19 protein-coding genes are annotated in these 18545 nt (G+C 69.6%); 10 read left to right on the top strand and 9 right to left on the bottom strand.

Annotation, left to right across the window (positions count from 1 at the left end):
• Window positions 1-4: 4 nt before the first annotated feature.
• The 3 genes from OG819_RS25025 to OG819_RS25015 are packed head-to-tail and all read right to left on the bottom strand — an operon-like array spanning window position 5 to window position 2480.
• A complete protein-coding gene (locus OG819_RS25025) occupies window positions 5-811 on the bottom strand; it encodes an amino acid ABC transporter ATP-binding protein (RefSeq protein WP_323139361.1) in 807 nt (268 codons plus the stop codon).
• Complete coding sequence (locus OG819_RS25020) at window positions 808-1641, bottom strand: amino acid ABC transporter permease (protein WP_266623714.1); 834 nt, start codon at window positions 1639-1641, stop codon at window positions 808-810. Before OG819_RS25020 ends, OG819_RS25025 begins: the two co-directional genes overlap by 4 nt.
• A complete protein-coding gene (locus OG819_RS25015) occupies window positions 1638-2480 on the bottom strand; it encodes a transporter substrate-binding domain-containing protein (RefSeq protein WP_266623715.1) in 843 nt (280 codons plus the stop codon). The genes OG819_RS25020 and OG819_RS25015 overlap by 4 nt, the downstream gene beginning before the upstream one ends.
• 236 nt (window positions 2481-2716) lie before the next feature.
• Between OG819_RS25015 and OG819_RS25010 the strand changes: the two genes are divergently transcribed.
• The 5 genes from OG819_RS25010 to thpD all read left to right on the top strand — a co-directional run bounded on the left by OG819_RS25010 (window position 2717) and on the right by thpD (window position 7522).
• Entirely contained in the window at window positions 2717-3817 is a 1101-nt protein-coding gene (locus OG819_RS25010) for an alanine--glyoxylate aminotransferase family protein (protein ID WP_266634226.1), read from the top strand.
• A 409-nt stretch (window positions 3818-4226) separates the two neighbouring features.
• Window positions 4227-4766: a diaminobutyrate acetyltransferase gene (ectA, locus tag OG819_RS25005; RefSeq protein WP_266623717.1), complete on the top strand. Its 540-nt coding sequence runs from the start codon at window positions 4227-4229 to the stop codon at window positions 4764-4766.
• Window positions 4767-4867: 101 nt separating this feature from the next.
• Window positions 4868-6139, top strand: coding sequence for a diaminobutyrate--2-oxoglutarate transaminase (gene ectB / locus OG819_RS25000; protein WP_266623718.1), 1272 nt, complete (start codon window positions 4868-4870; stop codon window positions 6137-6139).
• A gap of 51 nt (window positions 6140-6190) precedes the next feature.
• The gene (locus tag OG819_RS24995; protein ID WP_266623720.1) at window positions 6191-6595 is read left to right on the top strand and encodes an ectoine synthase; all 405 of its coding nucleotides are present in this window, start codon (window positions 6191-6193) and stop codon (window positions 6593-6595) included.
• Window positions 6596-6601: 6 nt separating this feature from the next.
• Complete coding sequence (thpD, locus tag OG819_RS24990) at window positions 6602-7522, top strand: ectoine hydroxylase (RefSeq protein ID WP_266415444.1); 921 nt, start codon at window positions 6602-6604, stop codon at window positions 7520-7522.
• A gap of 46 nt (window positions 7523-7568) precedes the next feature.
• Here thpD and OG819_RS24985 read toward each other — a convergent pair whose 3' ends face one another.
• From OG819_RS24985 to OG819_RS24965, 5 genes are all read right to left on the bottom strand, one after another.
• Entirely contained in the window at window positions 7569-8618 is a 1050-nt protein-coding gene (locus tag OG819_RS24985; protein WP_266651206.1) for an aminotransferase class V-fold PLP-dependent enzyme, read from the bottom strand.
• A 116-nt stretch (window positions 8619-8734) separates the two neighbouring features.
• Complete coding sequence (locus tag OG819_RS24980; protein WP_266581653.1) at window positions 8735-9454, bottom strand: DsbA family oxidoreductase; 720 nt, start codon at window positions 9452-9454, stop codon at window positions 8735-8737.
• A 79-nt stretch (window positions 9455-9533) separates the two neighbouring features.
• Complete coding sequence (locus OG819_RS24975) at window positions 9534-10040, bottom strand: GNAT family N-acetyltransferase (RefSeq protein WP_266651205.1); 507 nt, start codon at window positions 10038-10040, stop codon at window positions 9534-9536.
• A gap of 65 nt (window positions 10041-10105) precedes the next feature.
• The gene (locus OG819_RS24970) at window positions 10106-10714 is read right to left on the bottom strand and encodes a DUF1349 domain-containing protein (RefSeq protein WP_266415434.1); all 609 of its coding nucleotides are present in this window, start codon (window positions 10712-10714) and stop codon (window positions 10106-10108) included.
• Between the two features lie 144 nt (window positions 10715-10858).
• Entirely contained in the window at window positions 10859-12388 is a 1530-nt protein-coding gene (locus OG819_RS24965; protein WP_266651204.1) for an aldehyde dehydrogenase (NADP(+)), read from the bottom strand.
• A 131-nt stretch (window positions 12389-12519) separates the two neighbouring features.
• On the opposite strand from OG819_RS24965, the gene OG819_RS24960 reads away from it, so the two are divergent.
• The 3 genes from OG819_RS24960 (at window position 12520) to OG819_RS24950 (ending at window position 15298) form a co-directional block, all read left to right on the top strand.
• On the top strand, window positions 12520-13293 hold the full coding sequence (locus OG819_RS24960; RefSeq protein WP_028803360.1) for an IclR family transcriptional regulator: 774 nt from the start codon (window positions 12520-12522) through the stop codon (window positions 13291-13293).
• A gap of 3 nt (window positions 13294-13296) precedes the next feature.
• On the top strand, window positions 13297-13767 hold the full coding sequence (locus OG819_RS24955; RefSeq protein WP_266651203.1) for a GNAT family N-acetyltransferase: 471 nt from the start codon (window positions 13297-13299) through the stop codon (window positions 13765-13767).
• 79 nt (window positions 13768-13846) lie between these two features.
• Window positions 13847-15298, top strand: coding sequence for a penicillin-binding protein 2 (locus OG819_RS24950; RefSeq protein ID WP_266623733.1), 1452 nt, complete (start codon window positions 13847-13849; stop codon window positions 15296-15298).
• Window positions 15299-15377: 79 nt separating this feature from the next.
• Here the strand turns inward: OG819_RS24950 and OG819_RS24945 are convergent, their stop codons facing one another.
• The gene (locus OG819_RS24945; RefSeq protein WP_266651202.1) at window positions 15378-16829 is read right to left on the bottom strand and encodes an NCS2 family permease; all 1452 of its coding nucleotides are present in this window, start codon (window positions 16827-16829) and stop codon (window positions 15378-15380) included.
• A 260-nt stretch (window positions 16830-17089) separates the two neighbouring features.
• Between OG819_RS24945 and OG819_RS24940 the strand changes: the two genes are divergently transcribed.
• Window positions 17090-17656 (top strand): SigE family RNA polymerase sigma factor, encoded by a 567-nt coding sequence (locus OG819_RS24940; RefSeq protein ID WP_266651201.1) that lies wholly within the window; start codon window positions 17090-17092, stop codon window positions 17654-17656.
• A complete protein-coding gene (locus OG819_RS24935; RefSeq protein ID WP_266651200.1) occupies window positions 17653-18516 on the top strand; it encodes a hypothetical protein in 864 nt (287 codons plus the stop codon). The genes OG819_RS24940 and OG819_RS24935 overlap by 4 nt, the downstream gene beginning before the upstream one ends.
• Window positions 18517-18545 lie beyond the last annotated feature (29 nt).

Here is an 18545-nt window from a genome sequence, read left to right as displayed (position 1 = left end):
GGGCCTACGGGCCCTTTTCGCCGTCTTCCTCCACGTCCGCCATCGCCGGGTCCAGCAGCCGGGACAGGAAGTGGCGGGTGCGCTCGTGGCTCGGGTCGCCGATGACCTGGGCGGGGGCGCCCTCCTCGACGATCACGCCACCGTCCATGAAGACGACCCGGTCGGCGACCTCGCGCGCGAAGCTCATCTCGTGGGTGACGACCATCATCGTCATGCCCTCCTGGGCGAGCCTGCGCATGACGGCGAGTACGTCGCCGACGAGCTCCGGGTCGAGCGCCGAGGTCGGCTCGTCGAAGAGCATCACCTCGGGGCCCATGGCGAGCGCGCGGGCGATCGCGACGCGCTGCTGCTGGCCGCCGGAGAGGGAGGAGGGGTAGGCGTCGGCCTTCTCGGACAGACCGACCCGTGCCAGGTTCTCGGCGGCGACCGCGGCCGCGGCCTCCTTGTCCCGCTTCAGCACCCGGCGCTGCGGGAGCGTGAGGTTCTCGGTCACCGACAGGTGCGGGAAGAGGTTGAACTGCTGGAAGACCATGCCGATCCGGCGGCGTACGGCGTCGATGTCGACGTCGGGGTGCGTGACCTCGGTACCGCCGACGAAGACCTGGCCCTTGGTGGGTTCCTCCAGGAGGTTCACACAGCGGAGCAGGGTGGACTTGCCGGAGCCGGAGGGTCCGATGACACAGACGACCTCGCCCTGTCCGATCTCCAGGTCGATACCGCGCAGGACGTCGTTGTCGCCGAAGGACTTGTGCAGGTCCCGGACCTGGATCTCCGGAGTACCGGTGCCGGTACTGGTGCTGGTGCTGGTCACTTGGTGGCCTCCCCGGCCTTGGCCTCCAGGCGGCGTACGACGAATCCGAGCGGCACGGTGACGAGCAGATAGCACAGGCCCGCGACCAGGATCGGTGTGGAGTTGGCGGTCTGGCTCGCCAGGTCGCGCCCGAACTTGGTGAGCTCGCGTTCCTCAAGGGTGACCCCGAGGAACAGCACCAGCGAGGAGTCCTTGAAGAGAAGGACGAGCTCGTTGGTGAGCGGCGGGATCACGATGCGGAACGCCTGCGGGATGACGATCGAGACCATGGCCCGGGCGTGCGAGAAGCCCAGCGAGCGGGCCGCCTCCATCTGTCCCTTGGGCACCGCCTGGATGCCCGCGCGGATCGTCTCGGCCATGTACGCGGCCGAGACCAGACCCAGCGCGAGCGCCACCTTGCCGTAGGTGCCGCCGGGGATCTGCGTGCCCGGGAAGGCCAGCGGTACGGCGACGCCCACGAAGACGAAGATCAGCAGGGCGGGCAGGCCCCGGAAGATCTCGATGTAGATACCGGCGAGCCAGCGGTAGGGGCCCACCGGAGACAGTCGCATCAGGGCGATGACCATGCCGAGCACGAGGCCGAACACGAAGCCGGACATCGTGTAGAGCACGGTGTTCTTCAGCGCCAGCGTGATGACGTCCGGGAACATCTGCTTGACCAGGTCCCACTGCGCGAACTGGTTCTTCAGACGCCCCCAGTCCGCCGTGACCGCGAAGGCGATCACGACGGCGACGAAGACGACGTACTGCGCGCCGCGCGAGAGGGCGCGCTTCTGGCGCCGGGTCAGGCCGGACTTGCGAGGCTGGAGCTGTGCGTCGGCACGGCTCATGAGGCGGACGGCGAGGCGGCGGCCGCGGAGTACGGGCCGATCCACTTCTCGTAGAGCTTCTTGTACGTGCCGTCGGCCTTCGCTTCCTTGATCGCCTTGTTGATGGCGGCGAGGAGCTTGGTGTTGCCCTTCTTCACCGTGAATCCGTACTGCTCACCGGTGTTGAGGTTGTCGACCACCTTGAAGGCGTCGGCGTTCGCCTTGTCCTTCAGCCAGCCCTGGACGACCGGGTAGTCGATGACGACGGCCTGGACCTGCCCGGTGCGCAGGCCGTTGAGGACCGCGTCGGAGGACTCGAAGGAGATCGGGTCGAAGCCCTGCTTCGTCGCGTACTCCTCGCCCGTGGTCTGCGCCTGGGCGCCGAGCTTCTTGCCCTTGGACTTCACGTCGGCGAGGGAGTTGATGCCGCTCTTCTTGTCGACCAGGACGGCCTGGGTCGCGTCGAAGTACGGGTCGGAGAAGTCGACGTTCTTCTTGCGCTCCTCGGTGATCGTCATGCCGGCCGCGGCGAGGTCGCACTGGCCGGAGTTGAGGAACGCGCCCGTCTTGAAGTTCTCGAAGGGCGTGTCGACGATGGTCTGCTTGACACCGAGGTCCCCCGCGACCAGGTCGATGAGCGAGACGTCGAAGCCCTGCACCTTGCCGTCGATCTCCGACTGGAACGGCGGGTACGGGAGATGGGTGCAGGTGGTGAGCTGGCCCGCCTTGACCAGGGGAACCCCCTTGGCACTGCTCTTGCCCCCTCCGTTGCCTGAGGAGCAGCCGGCCACGAGCAGCAGCCCGACCGCGGCGGTGGTGGCGGCCAGAATGCGCGTCCGGCGTCCGGGGACCGAGTTCACGAAGACCTCCTGTGGGGGGAATGGAGGATTCCGATTATAAGGAAAGGTTTGACTCACTCAAACCAATCCGATGGCTGTTGCACCCGTTCAGCCTCGGAAGTCATGCCTCGCTGGGCCATCTGGCCGTAAGAACTAGGGGTGTCCGCCCGTACGACCGAGGATCGCCGCGGCGCCACAAGGCCGCCGGATACGCTCGGGGCTGCGCATTGGAACCCGTGAGCGAAGAGAGCACCGCCGTGACCCACCCCTTCCTGGACCTCGCCCCGCTGAGCGCCGCACACTTCGCGGCGATCGAGGACCGCGTGGCGCGGCTGCTCTCCACCGAGCAGGACGTCGTGATCATGCAGGGTGAGGCGCTGCTGCCCCTGGAAGGCGCCATTCGCGCCACGGCCGGCCCCGGCACCACCGCGCTCAACGTGATCACCGGGCCGTACGGGCAGACCTTCGGGGACTGGTTGCGGGACTGCGGTGCGAGGGTGATCGACCTCACGGTGCCGTTCCACACGGCGGTCACGGCCGCGCAGGTGCGTGACGCCTTCGCCGAGCATCCGTCGATCGACTTCGTCTCGCTGGTGCACGCGGAGGCGGCGACGGGGAACACGAACCCCGTCGCGGAGATCGGCGAGGTCGTGCGTGCGCACGGCGCGCTGTTCTACCTGGACGCCGTCGCCTCGATCGGCGCGGAGCCGGTGCTGCCGGACGCGTGGGGGGTCGACCTGTGCGTGATCGGGGCACAGAAGGCGATGGGCGGGCCCGCCGGGGTGTCGGCCGTGTCCGTGAGCGAGCGGGCGTGGGCGCGGATGGCCGCCAATCCCGGGGCGCCGCGTCGGTCCTACCTCTCCCTGCTGGACTGGAAGGAGCGGTGGGTCGACGGCGGCCGCAAGGCGCTGCTGCACGCGCCGGCGCAGTTGGAGATGCTGGCGCTGGAGGCGTGTGTCGAGCGGATCGAGTCGGAGGGGCTCGACGCGGTGATGCGCCGACACGCCCTGGCGGCGGCGGCCACGCGGGCGGGGGCGGGCGCGCTCGGTGGCGGGCTGGAGCCGTATGTGTACGAGGCGGGGGACGCGGCGCCGGTCGCCACGACGCTGCGGGCGCCGGCCGGGGTCGATGCGGGGGTGTTGGTCGCGAAGGCGTTGACCGCGGATCCGGTGTTGCCGTTGGTCACGGGTGGGGGTGCGCTGGCGAAGGAGATGATCCGGGTGAACCACTACGGCCCCGACGCGACGCCGGGGGTCGTACGCTCCTGCCTCGCGGCGCTGGGGGCGGCGATGGCCGAGTCCGGCCTCACGGTGGACCTGCAAGCGGCACACCGCGCCGCGACGGAGGCGTGGGCCTAGCCCCCCAGACCCCCGGGTGGGTGTGTCGGCTGCGGGTGGGTGGGACTGGTCGCGCGGTTCCCCGCGCCCCTGAACTCACCCACCGCATCAATTCACGGGACCCTCTCCACGCTTATCCTTATATTAATTCGCAGGGTAGCTTTCCGTATTCTTCTGCCCGCTTTCTCCGCCCCTAAACGCAAAGATTTCGCGAACGCCAACCAACATAATCCGCGCACATCTCGTGGCGATTGTGTGGCTGTGACGCACTCCACAATGCGTCCATTTCCTCCGCTATTTTCCGGTCGAAAGCGGTCATTTACCGCTCATGGCGCTAGGTACTCACGGGCGCGTGATAACACAACGGCACGTCGCACGTAACCCCGGCCGACGATGCAATTTAAGATTTCCATCGGTAAATTCAATCCGCATGACCGCCGCACAAGCAGACCTGCAAGCGGAATTCCTGGAAATGCCGGAGGGCCTTCGGATCGACCGTCCGAAGGTGGCGGACGGAGCCGCACTCTGGCATATCGCCAAGGACTCCGGAACCCTCGACCTGAACTCCTCGTACAGCTATCTGCTGTGGTGCCGTGACTTCGCCGGCACATCAGCGGTGGCGCGTGACACGGACGGAGCGCCCGTCGGCTTCGTCACCGGGTACGTCCGGCCCGAGCACCCGGGCACCCTTCTCGTGTGGCAGGTGGCCGTCGACGCCGCCCACCGCGGACGCGGACTGGCCGCGGCCCTGCTCGACGGGCTGACCGCGCGGGTCGCGCGGCAACGGACGATCACCGACGTCGAGACCACGATCACGCCCGGCAACACCGCCTCCGAGCGCCTGTTCACCTCGTACGCGCGACGCCACGGCGCGACCGTCGAGCGCGAGGTGCTGTTCCAGGCGGGGCAGTTCCCCGACGGACCGCACGACCCCGAAGTGCTCTACCGGATCGGTCCGCTCCCCCGCTGACCCCGGGCCGCTGATCCCGCGCCCGTGCCCGGCCCCGGGCTGACCCGGACGTCCCCCCTGATATCCCCCTCCCTCCCCCACGCACCGAGGAGCGATTCGCCGTGACCATCATCCAGCCCGACCTGAGCGTCTTCGAGACCCTGGAGTCGGAGGTGCGCAGCTACTGCCGCAACTGGCCCACCGTCTTCGACCGGGCGCGCGGCAGCCGGATGTTCGACGAGGACGGGCACGAGTACCTCGACTTCTTCGCCGGTGCGGGGTCCCTGAACTACGGGCACAACAACCCCGTACTCAAACGGGCCCTCATCGACTACCTGGAGCGCGACGGCGTCACCCACGGTCTCGACATGTCGACGACCGCCAAGCGCGCCTTCCTCGAGGCCTTCCAGAACCTCGTCCTACGGCCGCGCGACCTGCCGTACAAAGTCATGTTCCCGGGGCCGACGGGCACCAACGCCGTCGAGTCCGCGCTGAAGCTGGCCCGGAAGGTGAAGGGGCGGGAGGCGATCGTGTCCTTCACCAACGCCTTCCACGGGATGTCCCTGGGCTCGCTCGCCGTGACCGGGAACGCCTTCAAGCGGGCCGGTGCCGGCATTCCGCTGGTCCACGGGACACCGATGCCGTTCGACAACTACTTCGACGGCCAGGTGCCGGACTTCCTCTGGTTCGAGCGGCTGCTCGAGGACCAGGGGTCGGGGCTCAACCAGCCCGCCGCGGTCATCGTCGAGACCGTGCAGGGCGAGGGCGGTATCAACGTCGCCCGGCCCGAGTGGCTGCGCGCCCTCGCCGACCTGTGTGCGCGGCGCGACATGCTGCTCATCGTCGACGACATCCAGATGGGCTGCGGGCGGACGGGGGCGTTCTTCTCCTTCGAGGAGGCGGGGATCGTGCCCGACATCGTGACCGTGTCCAAGTCCATCAGCGGGTACGGGCTGCCCATGTCGCTGTGCCTGTTCAAGCCCGAGCTGGACATCTGGGAGCCGGGCGAGCACAACGGCACCTTCCGCGGCAACAACCCCGCGTTCGTCACCGCCGCCGCGGCCCTGGAGACGTACTGGTCCGACGGGTCCGCCATGGAGAAGCAGACCCGTGCCCGCGGTGAGCAGATCGAGCAGGCGCTGATCTCCGTCACCGAGGAGAACCTCGCCGATGTGAAGGAGTACCGGGGGCGCGGGCTCGTCTGGGGCCTCGTGTTCCACGAGAAGGAGCGGGCGGGGCGCGTCGCGCGGCGCGCCTTCGAACTCGGGCTGCTCATCGAGACCTCAGGGCCGGAGAGCGAGGTCGTGAAACTCCTCCCCGCGCTCACCATCACCCCCGACGAGCTCGACGAGGGCCTGCGCACCCTCGCCCGCGCCGTACGCGAAACCGTCTGACAGACGTACGGCAGACATCTGACAGATCTGACAGAAAGGCACGGCAGCACCGTGATAGTCCGTTCGTTCAAGGACATCGAAGGCACCGACCGGCATGTGAAGGCCGCGACGGGCACCTGGGAGAGCAAGCGCATCGTCCTCGCCAAGGAGAAGGTGGGCTTCTCCCTCCACGAGACGGTCCTGTACGCGGGTACGGAGACGTCGATGTGGTATGCGAACCACATCGAGGCCGTGCTCTGCGTGGAGGGCGAGGCCGAACTGACCGACGACGAGACCGGTGAGACGCACTGGATCACGCCGGGCACGATGTACCTGCTCGACGGCCACGAGCGCCACACCATGCGCCCCAAGACCGACTTCCGGTGCGTCTGCGTCTTCAACCCTCCCGTCACCGGACGGGAGGACCACGACGAGAACGGCGTCTACCCGCTGCTGACCGAACCCGAGGAGGTCTGAAGCCCCATGACCACGACCACCACGACCAAGACGACCGGCACGACCACCGTCACCGACCTCTACCCCAGCCGCGGCGCCGGCGAGGTGTCCGTGCCCCGCCAGGACCCGGTCGTCTGGGGCGCGCCCGGCACGCCGGGGCCGTTCTCCGTGCCCGACCTCCAGGCGTACGAGCGTGACGGCTTCCTCGCGGTCGAGGAGCTGATCGGCGAGGACGACGTCGCCCTCTACCGGGCCGAGTTGGAGCGGCTGGTCACCGATCCGGCGATCCGCGCCGACGAGCGCTCGATCGTCGAACCCGCCACGCGGGAGATCCGGTCCGTCTTCGAGGTGCACCGGATCAGCGAGGTCTTCGCCGCGCTCGTACGCGACGAACGGGTCGTCGGGCGGGCCCGGCAGATCCTCGGCTCGGACGTCTACGTCCACCAGTCGCGGATCAACGTCAAGCCGGGCTTCGGGGCCAGCGGATTCTACTGGCACTCGGACTTCGAGACCTGGCACGCCGAGGACGGGCTGGCGAACATGCGGACCGTGTCCGTGTCGATCGCGCTGACCGAGAACCACGACACCAACGGCGGCCTCATGATCATGCCGGGGTCGCACAAGACGTTCCTCGGCTGTGCGGGGGCCACCCCGCGGGACAACTACAAGAAGTCGCTCCAGATGCAGGACGCGGGCACCCCGTCCGACGAGGCGCTCACCCGCTTCGCCGGCCGGCACGGCATCAAGCTGTTCACGGGCCGGGCCGGCTCGGCGACCTGGTTCGACTGCAACTGCATGCACGGCTCCGGGGACAACATCACCCCGTTCCCGCGCAGCAACGTCTTCATCGTGTTCAACAGCGTGGAGAACGCGGCGGTGGAGCCGTTCGCGGCGCCGGTGCGCAGGCCCGAGTTCATCGGTGCCCGTGATTTCACGCCCGTGAAGTAGCCGCGGGCAAGGCGTAGCCGCGAGCGTGAAGGAGCCCCCGCCGGGGTCAGCCGGACAGGACGTCCAGCAGGCGGTCGACGTCGGCGGGGGTGTTGTACAGGTGGAAGGCCGCGCGCAGGTTGCCCGCGCGGTCGGAGACCTCCACCCCGGCCTCGCTCAGCTCCGGCTGCCGCCGGCCGAGTCCGGGCACGGACACGATCGGCGAGGCGGGGGCGGGGACCGGTGCGTGGCCGAGCCGTTGGAGCCCGGCGCGGAAACGGTCGGCGAGGGCGAGGTCATGGGCGCGTACGTTCGCCACGCCCAGCTCCTCGACGAGTTCCAGCGAGTGCCGGGCGCCCGCGTACGAGAAGAGGCTGGGGCTCTCGTCGAACCGCCGCGCCGAGTGCGCGAGTTCCTCCACGGGGCCGTAGCAGCTGTCCCAGGGCGCCTCACCCGCGACCCAGCCGGCGAACACCGGAGTGAGCCCGCCGAGGTCCTCCGGGACGACCAGGAAGCCCACGCCCCGCGGGCAGACGAGCCACTTGAAGGCGACCGAGGAGACGAAGTCGTACGCGTCGGCCTCCACCGGCAGCCAGCCGGCCGCCTGGGACGCGTCGATGTAGGTACGCGCCCCGTGCTCGCGCGCGGCCCGGGCGATGCCCGCCAGATCGGCGACCCGCCCGTCCGCCGACTGCGCGGCGCTGACCGCGACGAGCGCGGTGCCCGGCCGTACGGACTCGGCGATCCGTTCCAGCGGGACGGCGCGCGTCTTGAGGTCGCCGCGGACGTGGAAGGGGTTCACGACGGAGCTGAAGTCGTCCTCCGCGGTGAGGACTTCGGCGCCCGGCGGCAGTGAGGCGGCGATCAGTCCGCTGTAGACGGCGACCGAGGCCCCGGCCGCCACCCGGCCCGCGGGGACCCCGGTCAGCCGGGCGAAGGCGGCGCGGGCGGCCTCCACGTCGTCGAACATGTCGGACGGCCGTCCGTCGGCGACGGACTCGACGGCGGCGCGCATGGCCTCGACCGTGCGCGCCGGCAGGAGTCCGCAGCTCGCGGTGTTCAGATAGGTGTTCTTCGGGGCGAACTCGGCTCGTACGAGGCTCTCGAAGGTCTCCATGGCACCACTCTGCGGCCCCGAGCACCTCTCGTCCATTACGGACTTCTACGCGGTTCCGCCAAGGACTGCTTATACGTCCGCCCCGACCTGCGCTTTCACCACCGTGCCGGACGGGCTCACGGCTGCGGTACGGCGCATCCGTCCGGGCCGCAGACCTCCGCGTCGGCGGCACCGCTCTGGATCAGCTTCACCGGCGGGCGCTCGCCCCACGCCTGGGTCAGTGCCTGCGCGAAGACCTCGGCGGGCTGGGCGCCGGAGACCCCGTACTTGCGGTCCAGGACGAAGAACGGCACGCCGTTCGCACCGAGCTCGGCGGCCTCGCGCTCGTCGGCGCGCACCTCGTCGGCGTACGCCTTCGGGTCGGCCAGCACCTCGCGGGCCGCGTCGGCGTCGAGCCCGGCGGCGACGGCCAGCTCGACGAGCCGCTCGTCGTCGTTGAAGACCGTCCGCTCCTCGGCGAAGTTCGCCTTGTACAGCAGGCCGATCAGCTCGTCCTGACGTCCCCGCTCCTTGGCGAAGTGGAGGAGGCGGTGCATGTCGAAGGTGTTGCCGTGGTCGCGGTCCCGGGTGCGGTAGTCCAGGCCTTCGGCGGCGGCCTGCGTGCCCAGGTTCTCCTCGCCGGCCTGCGCCTGCGCCTCGCTCATGCCGTACTTCTTGGTCAGCATCTTGATCACGGGCTGGATGTCGCCCTTGGCGCGACCGGGGTCCAGCTCGAAGGAGCGGTGCACGACCTCGACCTCGTCACGGTGCGGGAAGGCGTCCAGCGCCTTCTCGAAGCGGGCCTTTCCGACGTAACACCAGGGACAAGCGATATCCGACCAGATCTCGACGCGCATGTCTTCGGCTCTCTCCAGGTCGTACGGATACGGGCCCCTCCGAGGGGGCAGGAGTATGTGAACGTTCAAGCGGCCGTTTTCATTCCCCGGCGACGGCGTACCGCAGGGAGAGGTGGTGATCGCCCTCGGCGGGCGGGTTCTCCGAGTCCGGGACCCAGCCCTGACGGGCGTAGAAGGCCTGGGCGCGGGCGTTGTCGACGTGCACGTCGAGGGTGGCCGTGCGCTTGCCGTCGGCCCGCCACTGTTCGAGGCAGGCCGCGTGCAGTTCCCGGCCGATGCCCTGGCGCCATCGGTCGGGATCGACGTGGAACTGGAAGAGCCTCACGGTGTCGGTGGGCGCGTCGTCGTCCGTCCGGAAGGAGGCGATGCCCACCAGGTGTCCGTCACGTACCGCGCACAGGACGTGGGCCTCGGGACGCTCGATGCTGCCCCGCCATGCCGCGACCCAGTCGACGTCACCGAAGGGCAGACCGTCCGGGTAGTACGTGGAACGGGCGCGGACGTGCAGGTCGGTGATGGTGGCGGCCTCGCTGGGCAGCGCGCTTCTGATGACGAGGGGGCCCGCGGTGTGGGGAGTGCTGATCATGCAGCGGAAGACGTGGTGGTGGGGGCCACGGTTCCCGCCGCGCGGCCGGCCCCCCCCACCCGCGGTCAGCTGCCGTCTCTCAGGTCCTGGGGCCAGTTCGGGCGGAACTCGATGCCGTCGTACGTCACCACGCACCCCTCCCCCATCGGCGACTGTGTCATGAAACCGACGAGCGCGTCGGAGGTCTCCTTCTCGTCACCCAGGGTGAAGAGGCGGATGAAGGTCCAGCGCTTGCCGTCGCGGGAGGCGTGGAAGGCGAACGCCCGCCCCGTGCGGCTGATCCGCAGCCAGACGGAACTGCCGTCCACGGTGAAGGAGTTGGCGTCGTCGGAGTGCCCCCGGGTGACCACCGTGCAGACGGTGGGCACGTCCGGGGAGTACTCCAGGCAGAGCTTCGCCCAGGCCCGTTCCCCCACATGGACGTAGAGGACCCCCGCGTCGAAGGCCGCGCCGAAGCCGACCGTGACGCGGGCGATCAGCTGGAAGTCCCCCTCCGGCGCCCCCAGGAGGCGGGGCGCGTCGGAGGCGGGGTCCAGTGCCTCGTCGGTGGGCGGTACGAAACGGTCCTGGCGGGGGCCGGCCCAGCCGGTGAGGATCCCGTCCTCGTGCGACCAGTGCCCGTCAGGCCCGTAGGTGCGGAGGGGAAAGGGAAGTTCGGGGAGTTCGACGTCCATTCACCAATCCTCTCAGGCCCGGTCCCGCGCCCCGAAGGGGCGCGAGGCTGTGACATATGCGGCTCCGCCGCGTGGGCGCGACCAGCCACAACGGCCCGGCAGCCGGCGAACAACCACAACCCCAACGGCGCTACCCGCGGAGCGCTACCGCTCCAGACGGCCGTCGTACCGTCGCGGCAACCCCAGCGGGTTGTCGTCCCGCAGCTCCGGCGGCAGGAGCGCCTCCGGCGTGTTCTGGTACGCCACCGGCCGCAGCCAGCGCTCGATCGCCGTACCACCGACCGACGTGGAGGTCGAGGTCGTCGCGGGGTAGGGACCGCCGTGGTGCTGGGCGGGAGCGACGGCGACACCGGTGGGCCAGCCGTTGACCAGGACGCGCCCGGCGAGGGGCGTCAGCTCGGCGAGGATCTCCGCGCCGCGGCCTTCGCCCGCCGCCTCCTCCGTCGACAACTGCACGGTCGCGGTGAGGTTGCCGGGGAGACGGGAGAGGACCGCGCTGGCCTCGGACTCGTCCTCGTAGCGGGCGACGACCGTGAGCGGGCCGAAGCACTCCTCCAGGAGCAGGTCGTGCTCGCCCTCGGTGGCGAGCTTGTGCGCGGGCACGGTCAGGAAGCCGGGGCTCACCGTGTGCTCGCCGCCCGCACCGGGGGTCACCGGCGACTCCACGTCGGGGAGTTCGGCCCGCTCGGCGACACCCGCGATGAAGTTGTCGCGCATGCGGTGGTCCAGCAGGACGCCCGCGTCGGTGTCGCTGACGGCGTCGGTCAGGGACTTCAACAGGCGGTCGCCCGCCGCGCCCGCGGGGGCCAGGACCAGGCCCGGCTTCACGCAGAACTGGCCGACGCCCAGCGTCATCGAGCCCGCGAGCCCGGCGCCGATCGCCTCGCCGCGCTCGGCCGCCGCGGCCTCGGTGATCACGACGGGGTTGAGGGAGCCCAGCTCGCCGTGGAAGGGGATCGGCACGGGGCGCGCGGCCGCCGCGTCGAACAGGGCACGGCCGCCGCGGACGGAACCGGTGAACCCGGCCGCCGCGATCAGCGGGTGCTTGACCAGCTCGACGCCCGCCTCGAAGCCGTGCACGAGGCCGACGACACCGGCCGGGATGTCGTGCCGGGCGGCGGCGCGCCGCAGTACGGCCGCGACCAGCTCGGAGAGCGCCGGGTGGTCGGGGTGCGCCTTGACCACGACCGGGCAGCCGGCCGCCAGCGCGCTCGCGGTGTCGCCGCCGGCGACGGAGAACGCGAAGGGGAAGTTCGAGGCGGAGTAGACGGCGACGACGCCCAGCGGCACCTTGTAGCGGCGCAGGTCCGGGATCGGCGGGGCCGCCGTGTCGTCGGGGTGGTTGATGACGACGTCGAGGAACGCGCCCTCGTCGACGATGCCGCCGAAGGCCCGCAGCTGGTAGCAGGTGCGGGCGAGTTCGCCGGTGAGCCGGACCGGGCCGAGCGCGGTCTCCGCGTCGGCGGCCTCGACGAGCTGTTCCTTGGCCGCTTCGAGCAGGTCCGCGGCGGTCCTCAGGAAGGCGGCGCGCACGGTGCGGTCGGCGAGGGATCCCCGGGCGGCGTGCGCGGCACGGACAGCCTCGTCGACCTCCTGGGCTGTAGCCTCCACCGCAACCTGCTCGCGCTGCTTCCCGGTACGGGGGTCGACACTCCAGACTGGTGCTGCTGCCACCGCGGGTTCCTCCAGATGTAATGCCGTAGTTCTCGTGTCACTCACCAGCGGTGTTCGATATACTGAACGCTGTCTCTGATGGTGAATATGATGCGGAGACTATTTCCAGTCGAACAAGGGGGTCAAGGGCGATGTCGGCAGGCGAGACAGGCGGCGGAGCGCAGGTCAAGTCCGCGGTACGGACCGTGGAATTGCTCGAGTACTTCGCGGGCCGGCCCGGTATGCACTCCCTGGCGGCGGTCCAGGAGGCCGTCGGTTATCCGAAATCCAGCCTCTACATGCTGCTGCGCACCCTTGTGGAGCTCGGCTGGGTCGAGACGGACGCGACGGGCACGCGGTACGGCATCGGCGTACGGGCCCTGCTGGTCGGCACCTCGTACATCGACGGCGACGAGGTGGTCGCCGCGGCCCGCCCGACCCTGGACCGGCTCTCCGACGACACCACGGAGACCATCCACCTGGCGCGTCTGGACGGTACGAACGTCGTGTACCTGGCCACCCGCCAGTCGCAGCACTACCTGCGCCCCTTCACCCGGGTGGGCCGTCGGCTCCCCGCGCACTCGACCTCGCTCGGCAAGGCGCTGCTCGCCACCCACACCGACGAGCAGGTCCGCAAGATGCTGCCCGAGACGCTCCCCGCCCTGACCGAGCACACGATCACCGACCGGGAGAAGCTCATCGAGGAGCTGCACCAGGTCCGGGAACAGGGCTTCGCCGTGGACCGCGAGGAGAACACGCTGGGGCTGCGCTGCTTCGGCGTCGCGATCCCCTACCGCACCCCCGCCCGGGACGCGATCAGCTGCTCGGTCCCGGTGGCCCGGCTCACCCCCGCGCACGAGCAGATGGTCAAGGACGCCCTCTTCGACGCCCGCGACCGGCTGACGCTCGCCACCCGGAGGCTCTGAACCATGGAGATCGCGCTCCGCCCGGTCCACGACAGCGACCTGCCGGTCTTCTACCGGCAGATGAACGACCCCGAGTCCCTCCGGATGGCCGCGTTCACCCCCGAGGACCCGGCCGACCGGGACGCCTTCGACGCCCACTGGAAGCGTGTGCGCGCCTCGTCCGCCGTCCTGCGCACGATCCTCGCGGACGGCGATGTCGTGGGCAGCGCCGCGGTGTACGGGGAGCCCGGCGAGCGCGAGGTCACCTACTGGATCGACCGGGCGTACTGGGGCCGGGGCATCGCGACGGCCGCGCTGCGGGACCTGCTGGCCGTGGTGCCCGAGCGCCCCCTGTACGCACGGGCGGCGAGCGACAACGCGGGGTCGCGGCGGGTCCTGGAGAAGTGCGGGTTCCGGGTGACCGCGAACGACCGGGGGTACGCGCACGCCCGCGGCGAGGAGACGGACGAGGTCGTCCTCACCCTGGAAGGCTGAGCCGGGCTTCATGAAGGGCGTATGAGAAATACGGGCGGAAGGGAACGTTTCACTCCCGCCCGCCGTCCTTCTGGGCGGGATGAACAAGACGATCAGGCGTGCCGCCGTCTTCACTCTGCTGCTCGTGCTCTCCCTGCTGATCAGGGCGACCTGGGTGCAGTTCTACGACGGCCAGGCACTCGCGGACGACAAGCACAACCGACGGAACGCGATCGAGCAGTACGCGAACCCGCTCGGGAACATCATCGTGGCCGGCCGGGCGATCACCGGCTCCGCGCAGACGAAGGGCAGCGACCTCAAGTACAAGCGGACGTACACCGACGGCAGTCTGTACGCGGCGGTCACGGGCTACAGCTCCCAGGTGTTCGGGGCCACCCAGCTGGAGGGCGTCTACAAGAATCTGCTCGACGGTACGGACACCCAGCTGAAGAACCCCCTGGACACGATCACCGACAAGCGCGCCAGTCCTGGTGACGTGGTCACGACCATCGACCCGGACGTGCAGAAGGCGGCGTACGCGGCGCTCGGCAGCAAGAAGGGCGGGGCCGTCGCGATCGACCCGACGAACGGCAAGATCCTCGCGGTCGTCTCCACTCCGTCGTACGACCCCTCGCAGCTGAGCGCCGGTGACTCCGCCGCCTGGACGAAGCTGACGAAGGACGCGGACAAGCCGATGACCAACCGGGCGCTGCGCCAGCCGCTGCCCCCGGGGTCGACGTTCAAGCTGGTGGTCGCCGCGGCGGCGCTGGAGGACGGGCTGTACAAGGACGTGGACACCGGCACGGACAGCCCGAACCCGTACACACTGCCGAACACGAGGACCGACCTTTCGAACGAGAGCGCCTCCGCGCCCTGCAAGAACGCCTCGATCCGGGTGGCGCTGCAGTACTCGTGCAACAACGTCTTCGCGAAGATGGCCGTCGACCTCGGGCAGGACAAGGTCAAGGCGATGGCGGAGAAGTTCGGCTTCAACGACACCTCGCAGGACGTGCCGGTACGGGCGTACCCGAGCGTCTACCCCTCGGACATGGACGAGTCGTCCACGGCGCTGACCGGCATCGGCCAGTACGACGTCACGGCGACCCCGCTGCAGATGGCCATGGTGTCTGCCGCCATCTCCAACGGCGGCAAGCTGGTCTCGCCGCACATGGTGTCGCAGACCAGTGACGCGAGCGGCGATGTCGTGAAGAACTACGACGACAGCGCCCAGACCAAGGAGATCGTCAGCTCGACGACCGCCGAGCAGCTCCAGTCCGCGATGCAGACGGTCGTCACCGAGGGCACGGGCACGAACGCGAAGATCTCCGGCGCGACGGTGGGCGGCAAGACGGGTACGGCCCAGCACGGCGAGAAGAACAGCAAGACGCCGTACGCCTGGTTCACGTCGTACGCGAAGTCCGACTCGAACGGCAAGGAGGTCGCCGTGGCGGTCATCGTCGAGCAGTCCGACGCGGCGAGGTCCGAGGTCAGCGGCAACGGCCTGGCGGCGCCGGTGGCCAAGGCCATGATGCGGGCGGCGCTGAAGAACTGAGGCACCGCGCACGACGAAGGGCCGCCCCGCACCCCTGGGGGCGGCCCTTCCTTCGTAGGGTCACTTCACGGCCGTACGGTCACTTCACGCCGAACAGCTGCCTCACGGGATCGATCGCGAAGTACACCAGGAACAGCGCCGACACGGCCCACAGCAGCCAGTGGACCTCGCGGATCTTGCCGAGCACCGCCTTGATCACGACGTAGGCGACGAAGCCGGCCCCGATGCCGTTGGTGATCGAGTACGTGAACGGCATCGCCGCGATGGTCAGGAACGCGGGGATCGCGATCTCGTAGCTGTCCCATTCGATGTGCTTGACCTGCGTCATCATCAGGAAGCCGACCGCGACCAGGGCGGGGGCGGCCGCCTGGAGCGGAACGATGGTGAGCAGCGGGGTCAGGAACAGGGCGAGGGCGAACATGCCGCCGGTGATCAGGTTCGAGAAGCCGGTGCGCGAACCCTCGCCGACGCCGGCGGCGGACTCGATGTAAGCGGTGTTGGACGAGGCGGAGGCCGCGCCGCCCGCGACCGCCGCGGCGCCGTCGATGAACAGCACCCGGCCGATGCCGGGCACCTTGCCCTCCTCGTCGAGCAGTCCGGCCTCGGCGCTGATGCCGACGATCGTGCCCATGGCGTCGAAGAAGTCCGACAGGATCAGGGTGAAGATCAGCAGGACGACGGTCAGGGCGCCGGTCTCGCCGAAGCCGCCGAACAGACTGAAGTGACCGACGAGACCGAAGTCCGGGGTGGCCACCACGTCGGAGGGGATCTTCGGTGTGGTCAGGCCCCAACTCTTGATGTCCGCGGCCGAGTTGATGATCACGGCGACCACGGTCATCGTCACGATGCTGATCAGGATGGCGCCCTTGACCTTGCGTGCCATCAATCCGATGGTGAGCAGCACGCCGAGACAGAAGACCAGCACGGGCCAGCCGATCAGCGAACCGGTCGCGCCCAACTGCACCGGCACGGTGGTGTTCGCGACGTCCGGGATGCGGCTGACGAAACCGGCGTCCACGAAGCCGATGAAGGCGATGAAGAGTCCGATGCCCACACCGATGGCGTGCTTCAGCGGTTGCGGGATGGCGTTCATGACGGCTTCGCGCAGTCCGGTGAGCACCAGTACGCAGATGATCACGCCTTCGATGACCACCAGGCCCATCGCGTCGGGCCAGCTCATCAGCGGGGCGATCTGGAAGGCGACGACGGCGTTCAGGCCGAGGCCCGCCGCGATCGCGAGGGGAAGATTGCCGCCCACGCCCATGATGACGGTCATCACCGCGGCCACCAGGGCGGTGGCCGTGACGAGTTGGGCGCTGTCGAGCTGGTGGCCGAACTTGTCCTTGGCGCTCCCGAGGATGATCGGGTTCAGGACAAGGATGTAGGCCATGGTGAAGAACGTGGCGAATCCGCCACGTATCTCCCGGCCGAAGGTGGAGCCCCGTTCGGAGATTCTGAAGAACCGGTCGACGCTGTTCGCCGCTGGTGGCACGGCACTTGGCCGGTCGGCCACCTTCTGCGATTCGGACATGGCTGATACTCCTTGTGACCTGCGTGCTGGGTGTGCGGATGCTGGCTGGATTGTTCCCGCGTTGAACCGCTTTCAGGTTTTCACCGTGTTACGGAATCAAGTTCGGCCCGCCATACGCTGTTCGAAGCCCTGTACGGATCGCTGGTACGCTCACGCATCTCGCCCCACAGGGGCACCATTTCTTCACGGGTGGCGCACGGGGCCGTATACGCACGCACCCGCACGGGTCGCTCAAAAGCCGCAGCAAGGAGAGGTATCCCGTGGGCACTGTCGTCGACGACGCAGCCTCCGTGGAGTTCCACGCCTTCTTCGAGCGGCACCACGCCGAACTCGCCCGCTTCGCCCATCTGTTGACCGGCGAGGCGGACGCCGCCGACGATCTGGCGGCCGACGCGCTGCTCGCGCTGTGGCACCGCTGGGACCGGGTGCGCGCGGCCGACCACCCGGTGGCGTACGCCCGCGGTGTCGTCGCGAACCTGGCCCGCACCCGGATCCGCAGCGCGGTGCGCGAGCGCAGACGGATCACACTGTTCTGGTCGCAGCGCGAGGACAAGACCGAGAACCCCGACATAGCGGGGACGATCGATGTCCAGGAGGCGCTGCGCCGGCTGCCGTTCCGCAAGCGCGCGTGTGTCGTGCTTCGGCACGCCTTCGACCTCTCGGAGAAGGACACGGCGCTCGCCCTCGGTGTTTCCGTGGGTACGGTTAAGTCCCAGACGTCGAAGGGCATGGCCGAACTGAAGCGGCTCCTCGGCACCGACGAGGCGCCGATGCGGGTGCACGCCGGTGTGCTGCCCACGGGTGGAGCCGGAGGAAGGGACCGATGAGGAAGGCGCAGGACGTGCCCGACGAGCTGCGCGCCAGGCTGCACGAGGCGGCCGAGGCGCACGAGCCCGACCGCGCGCGCATCCTGGCCCGGGTCGAGCGCGGGATGTCCGGCGCCTCCGAGCGTCGTCCCCGGCGCGCGGCGCGTGGGCCGGTGCTCGGCTGGGCGCGGGTCGCGGGCGCCACGGCCGCGGTCGCGGGCGTCCTCGCGGTCGGCGGCTACTGGGTGGCCGCGGCGGTGCAGGAGAACAGCCCGCCGCAGCAGACGGTCGCGGTCTCGCCGACCCCGGTCGTCTCCCCGGACGCGACGAGCCGCGCGCCCGTCGTGCCGCACCCCTCGCACACCTCGGGCGCCTCGAAGCCGTCCGGCAAGGCAAGCGCCTCCCCCTCGGACACACCCTCGGCCGCGAAGTCCTCGCCCGCCGCGCCCAAGGCGCCCGCCTCGGGCGACCAGGACGGCTCGCTGTGGTCCGACGGCTCGGTCGATCCGCACAGCAACGACTTCTGGGCGCAGAGCGACGTGACCCTGAAGAACGCCGGCAAACTCACCTCGCTCACCGTCGAGTTGAAGATCAAGCAGACCGGCGGGGTCAGCGACGCGGGCTCCTGGCGCTCGGCACCCGAGAGCGACTTCACGACGACGGTCGCCGAGAAGGACGGCTTCCTCGTCTACACCTGGGTGCTCAAGGACGGTCACACCCTCGCGGCCGGCCAGTGGGTCTTCGCGGGCCAGTACAACCACACCCGCGGCGGCCGGGACGCCAAGGACGACCGCTACTCGGCGGACGCGAGGACCACCGACAGCACACTGTCGGTGGCGGGCGACTTCGCCGCCACGAGCGGCACCGACGGCGACTCGTAGAAAATCCCCTCGAAAAAACCTGCGGACGG

Source organism: Streptomyces sp. NBC_01549 (assembly GCF_026339955.1).
Lineage (GTDB): Bacteria > Actinomycetota > Actinomycetes > Streptomycetales > Streptomycetaceae > Streptomyces.
Note: the sequence above shows the minus strand (reverse complement) of the source record. Positions and strands in the feature narration are given on the sequence as shown.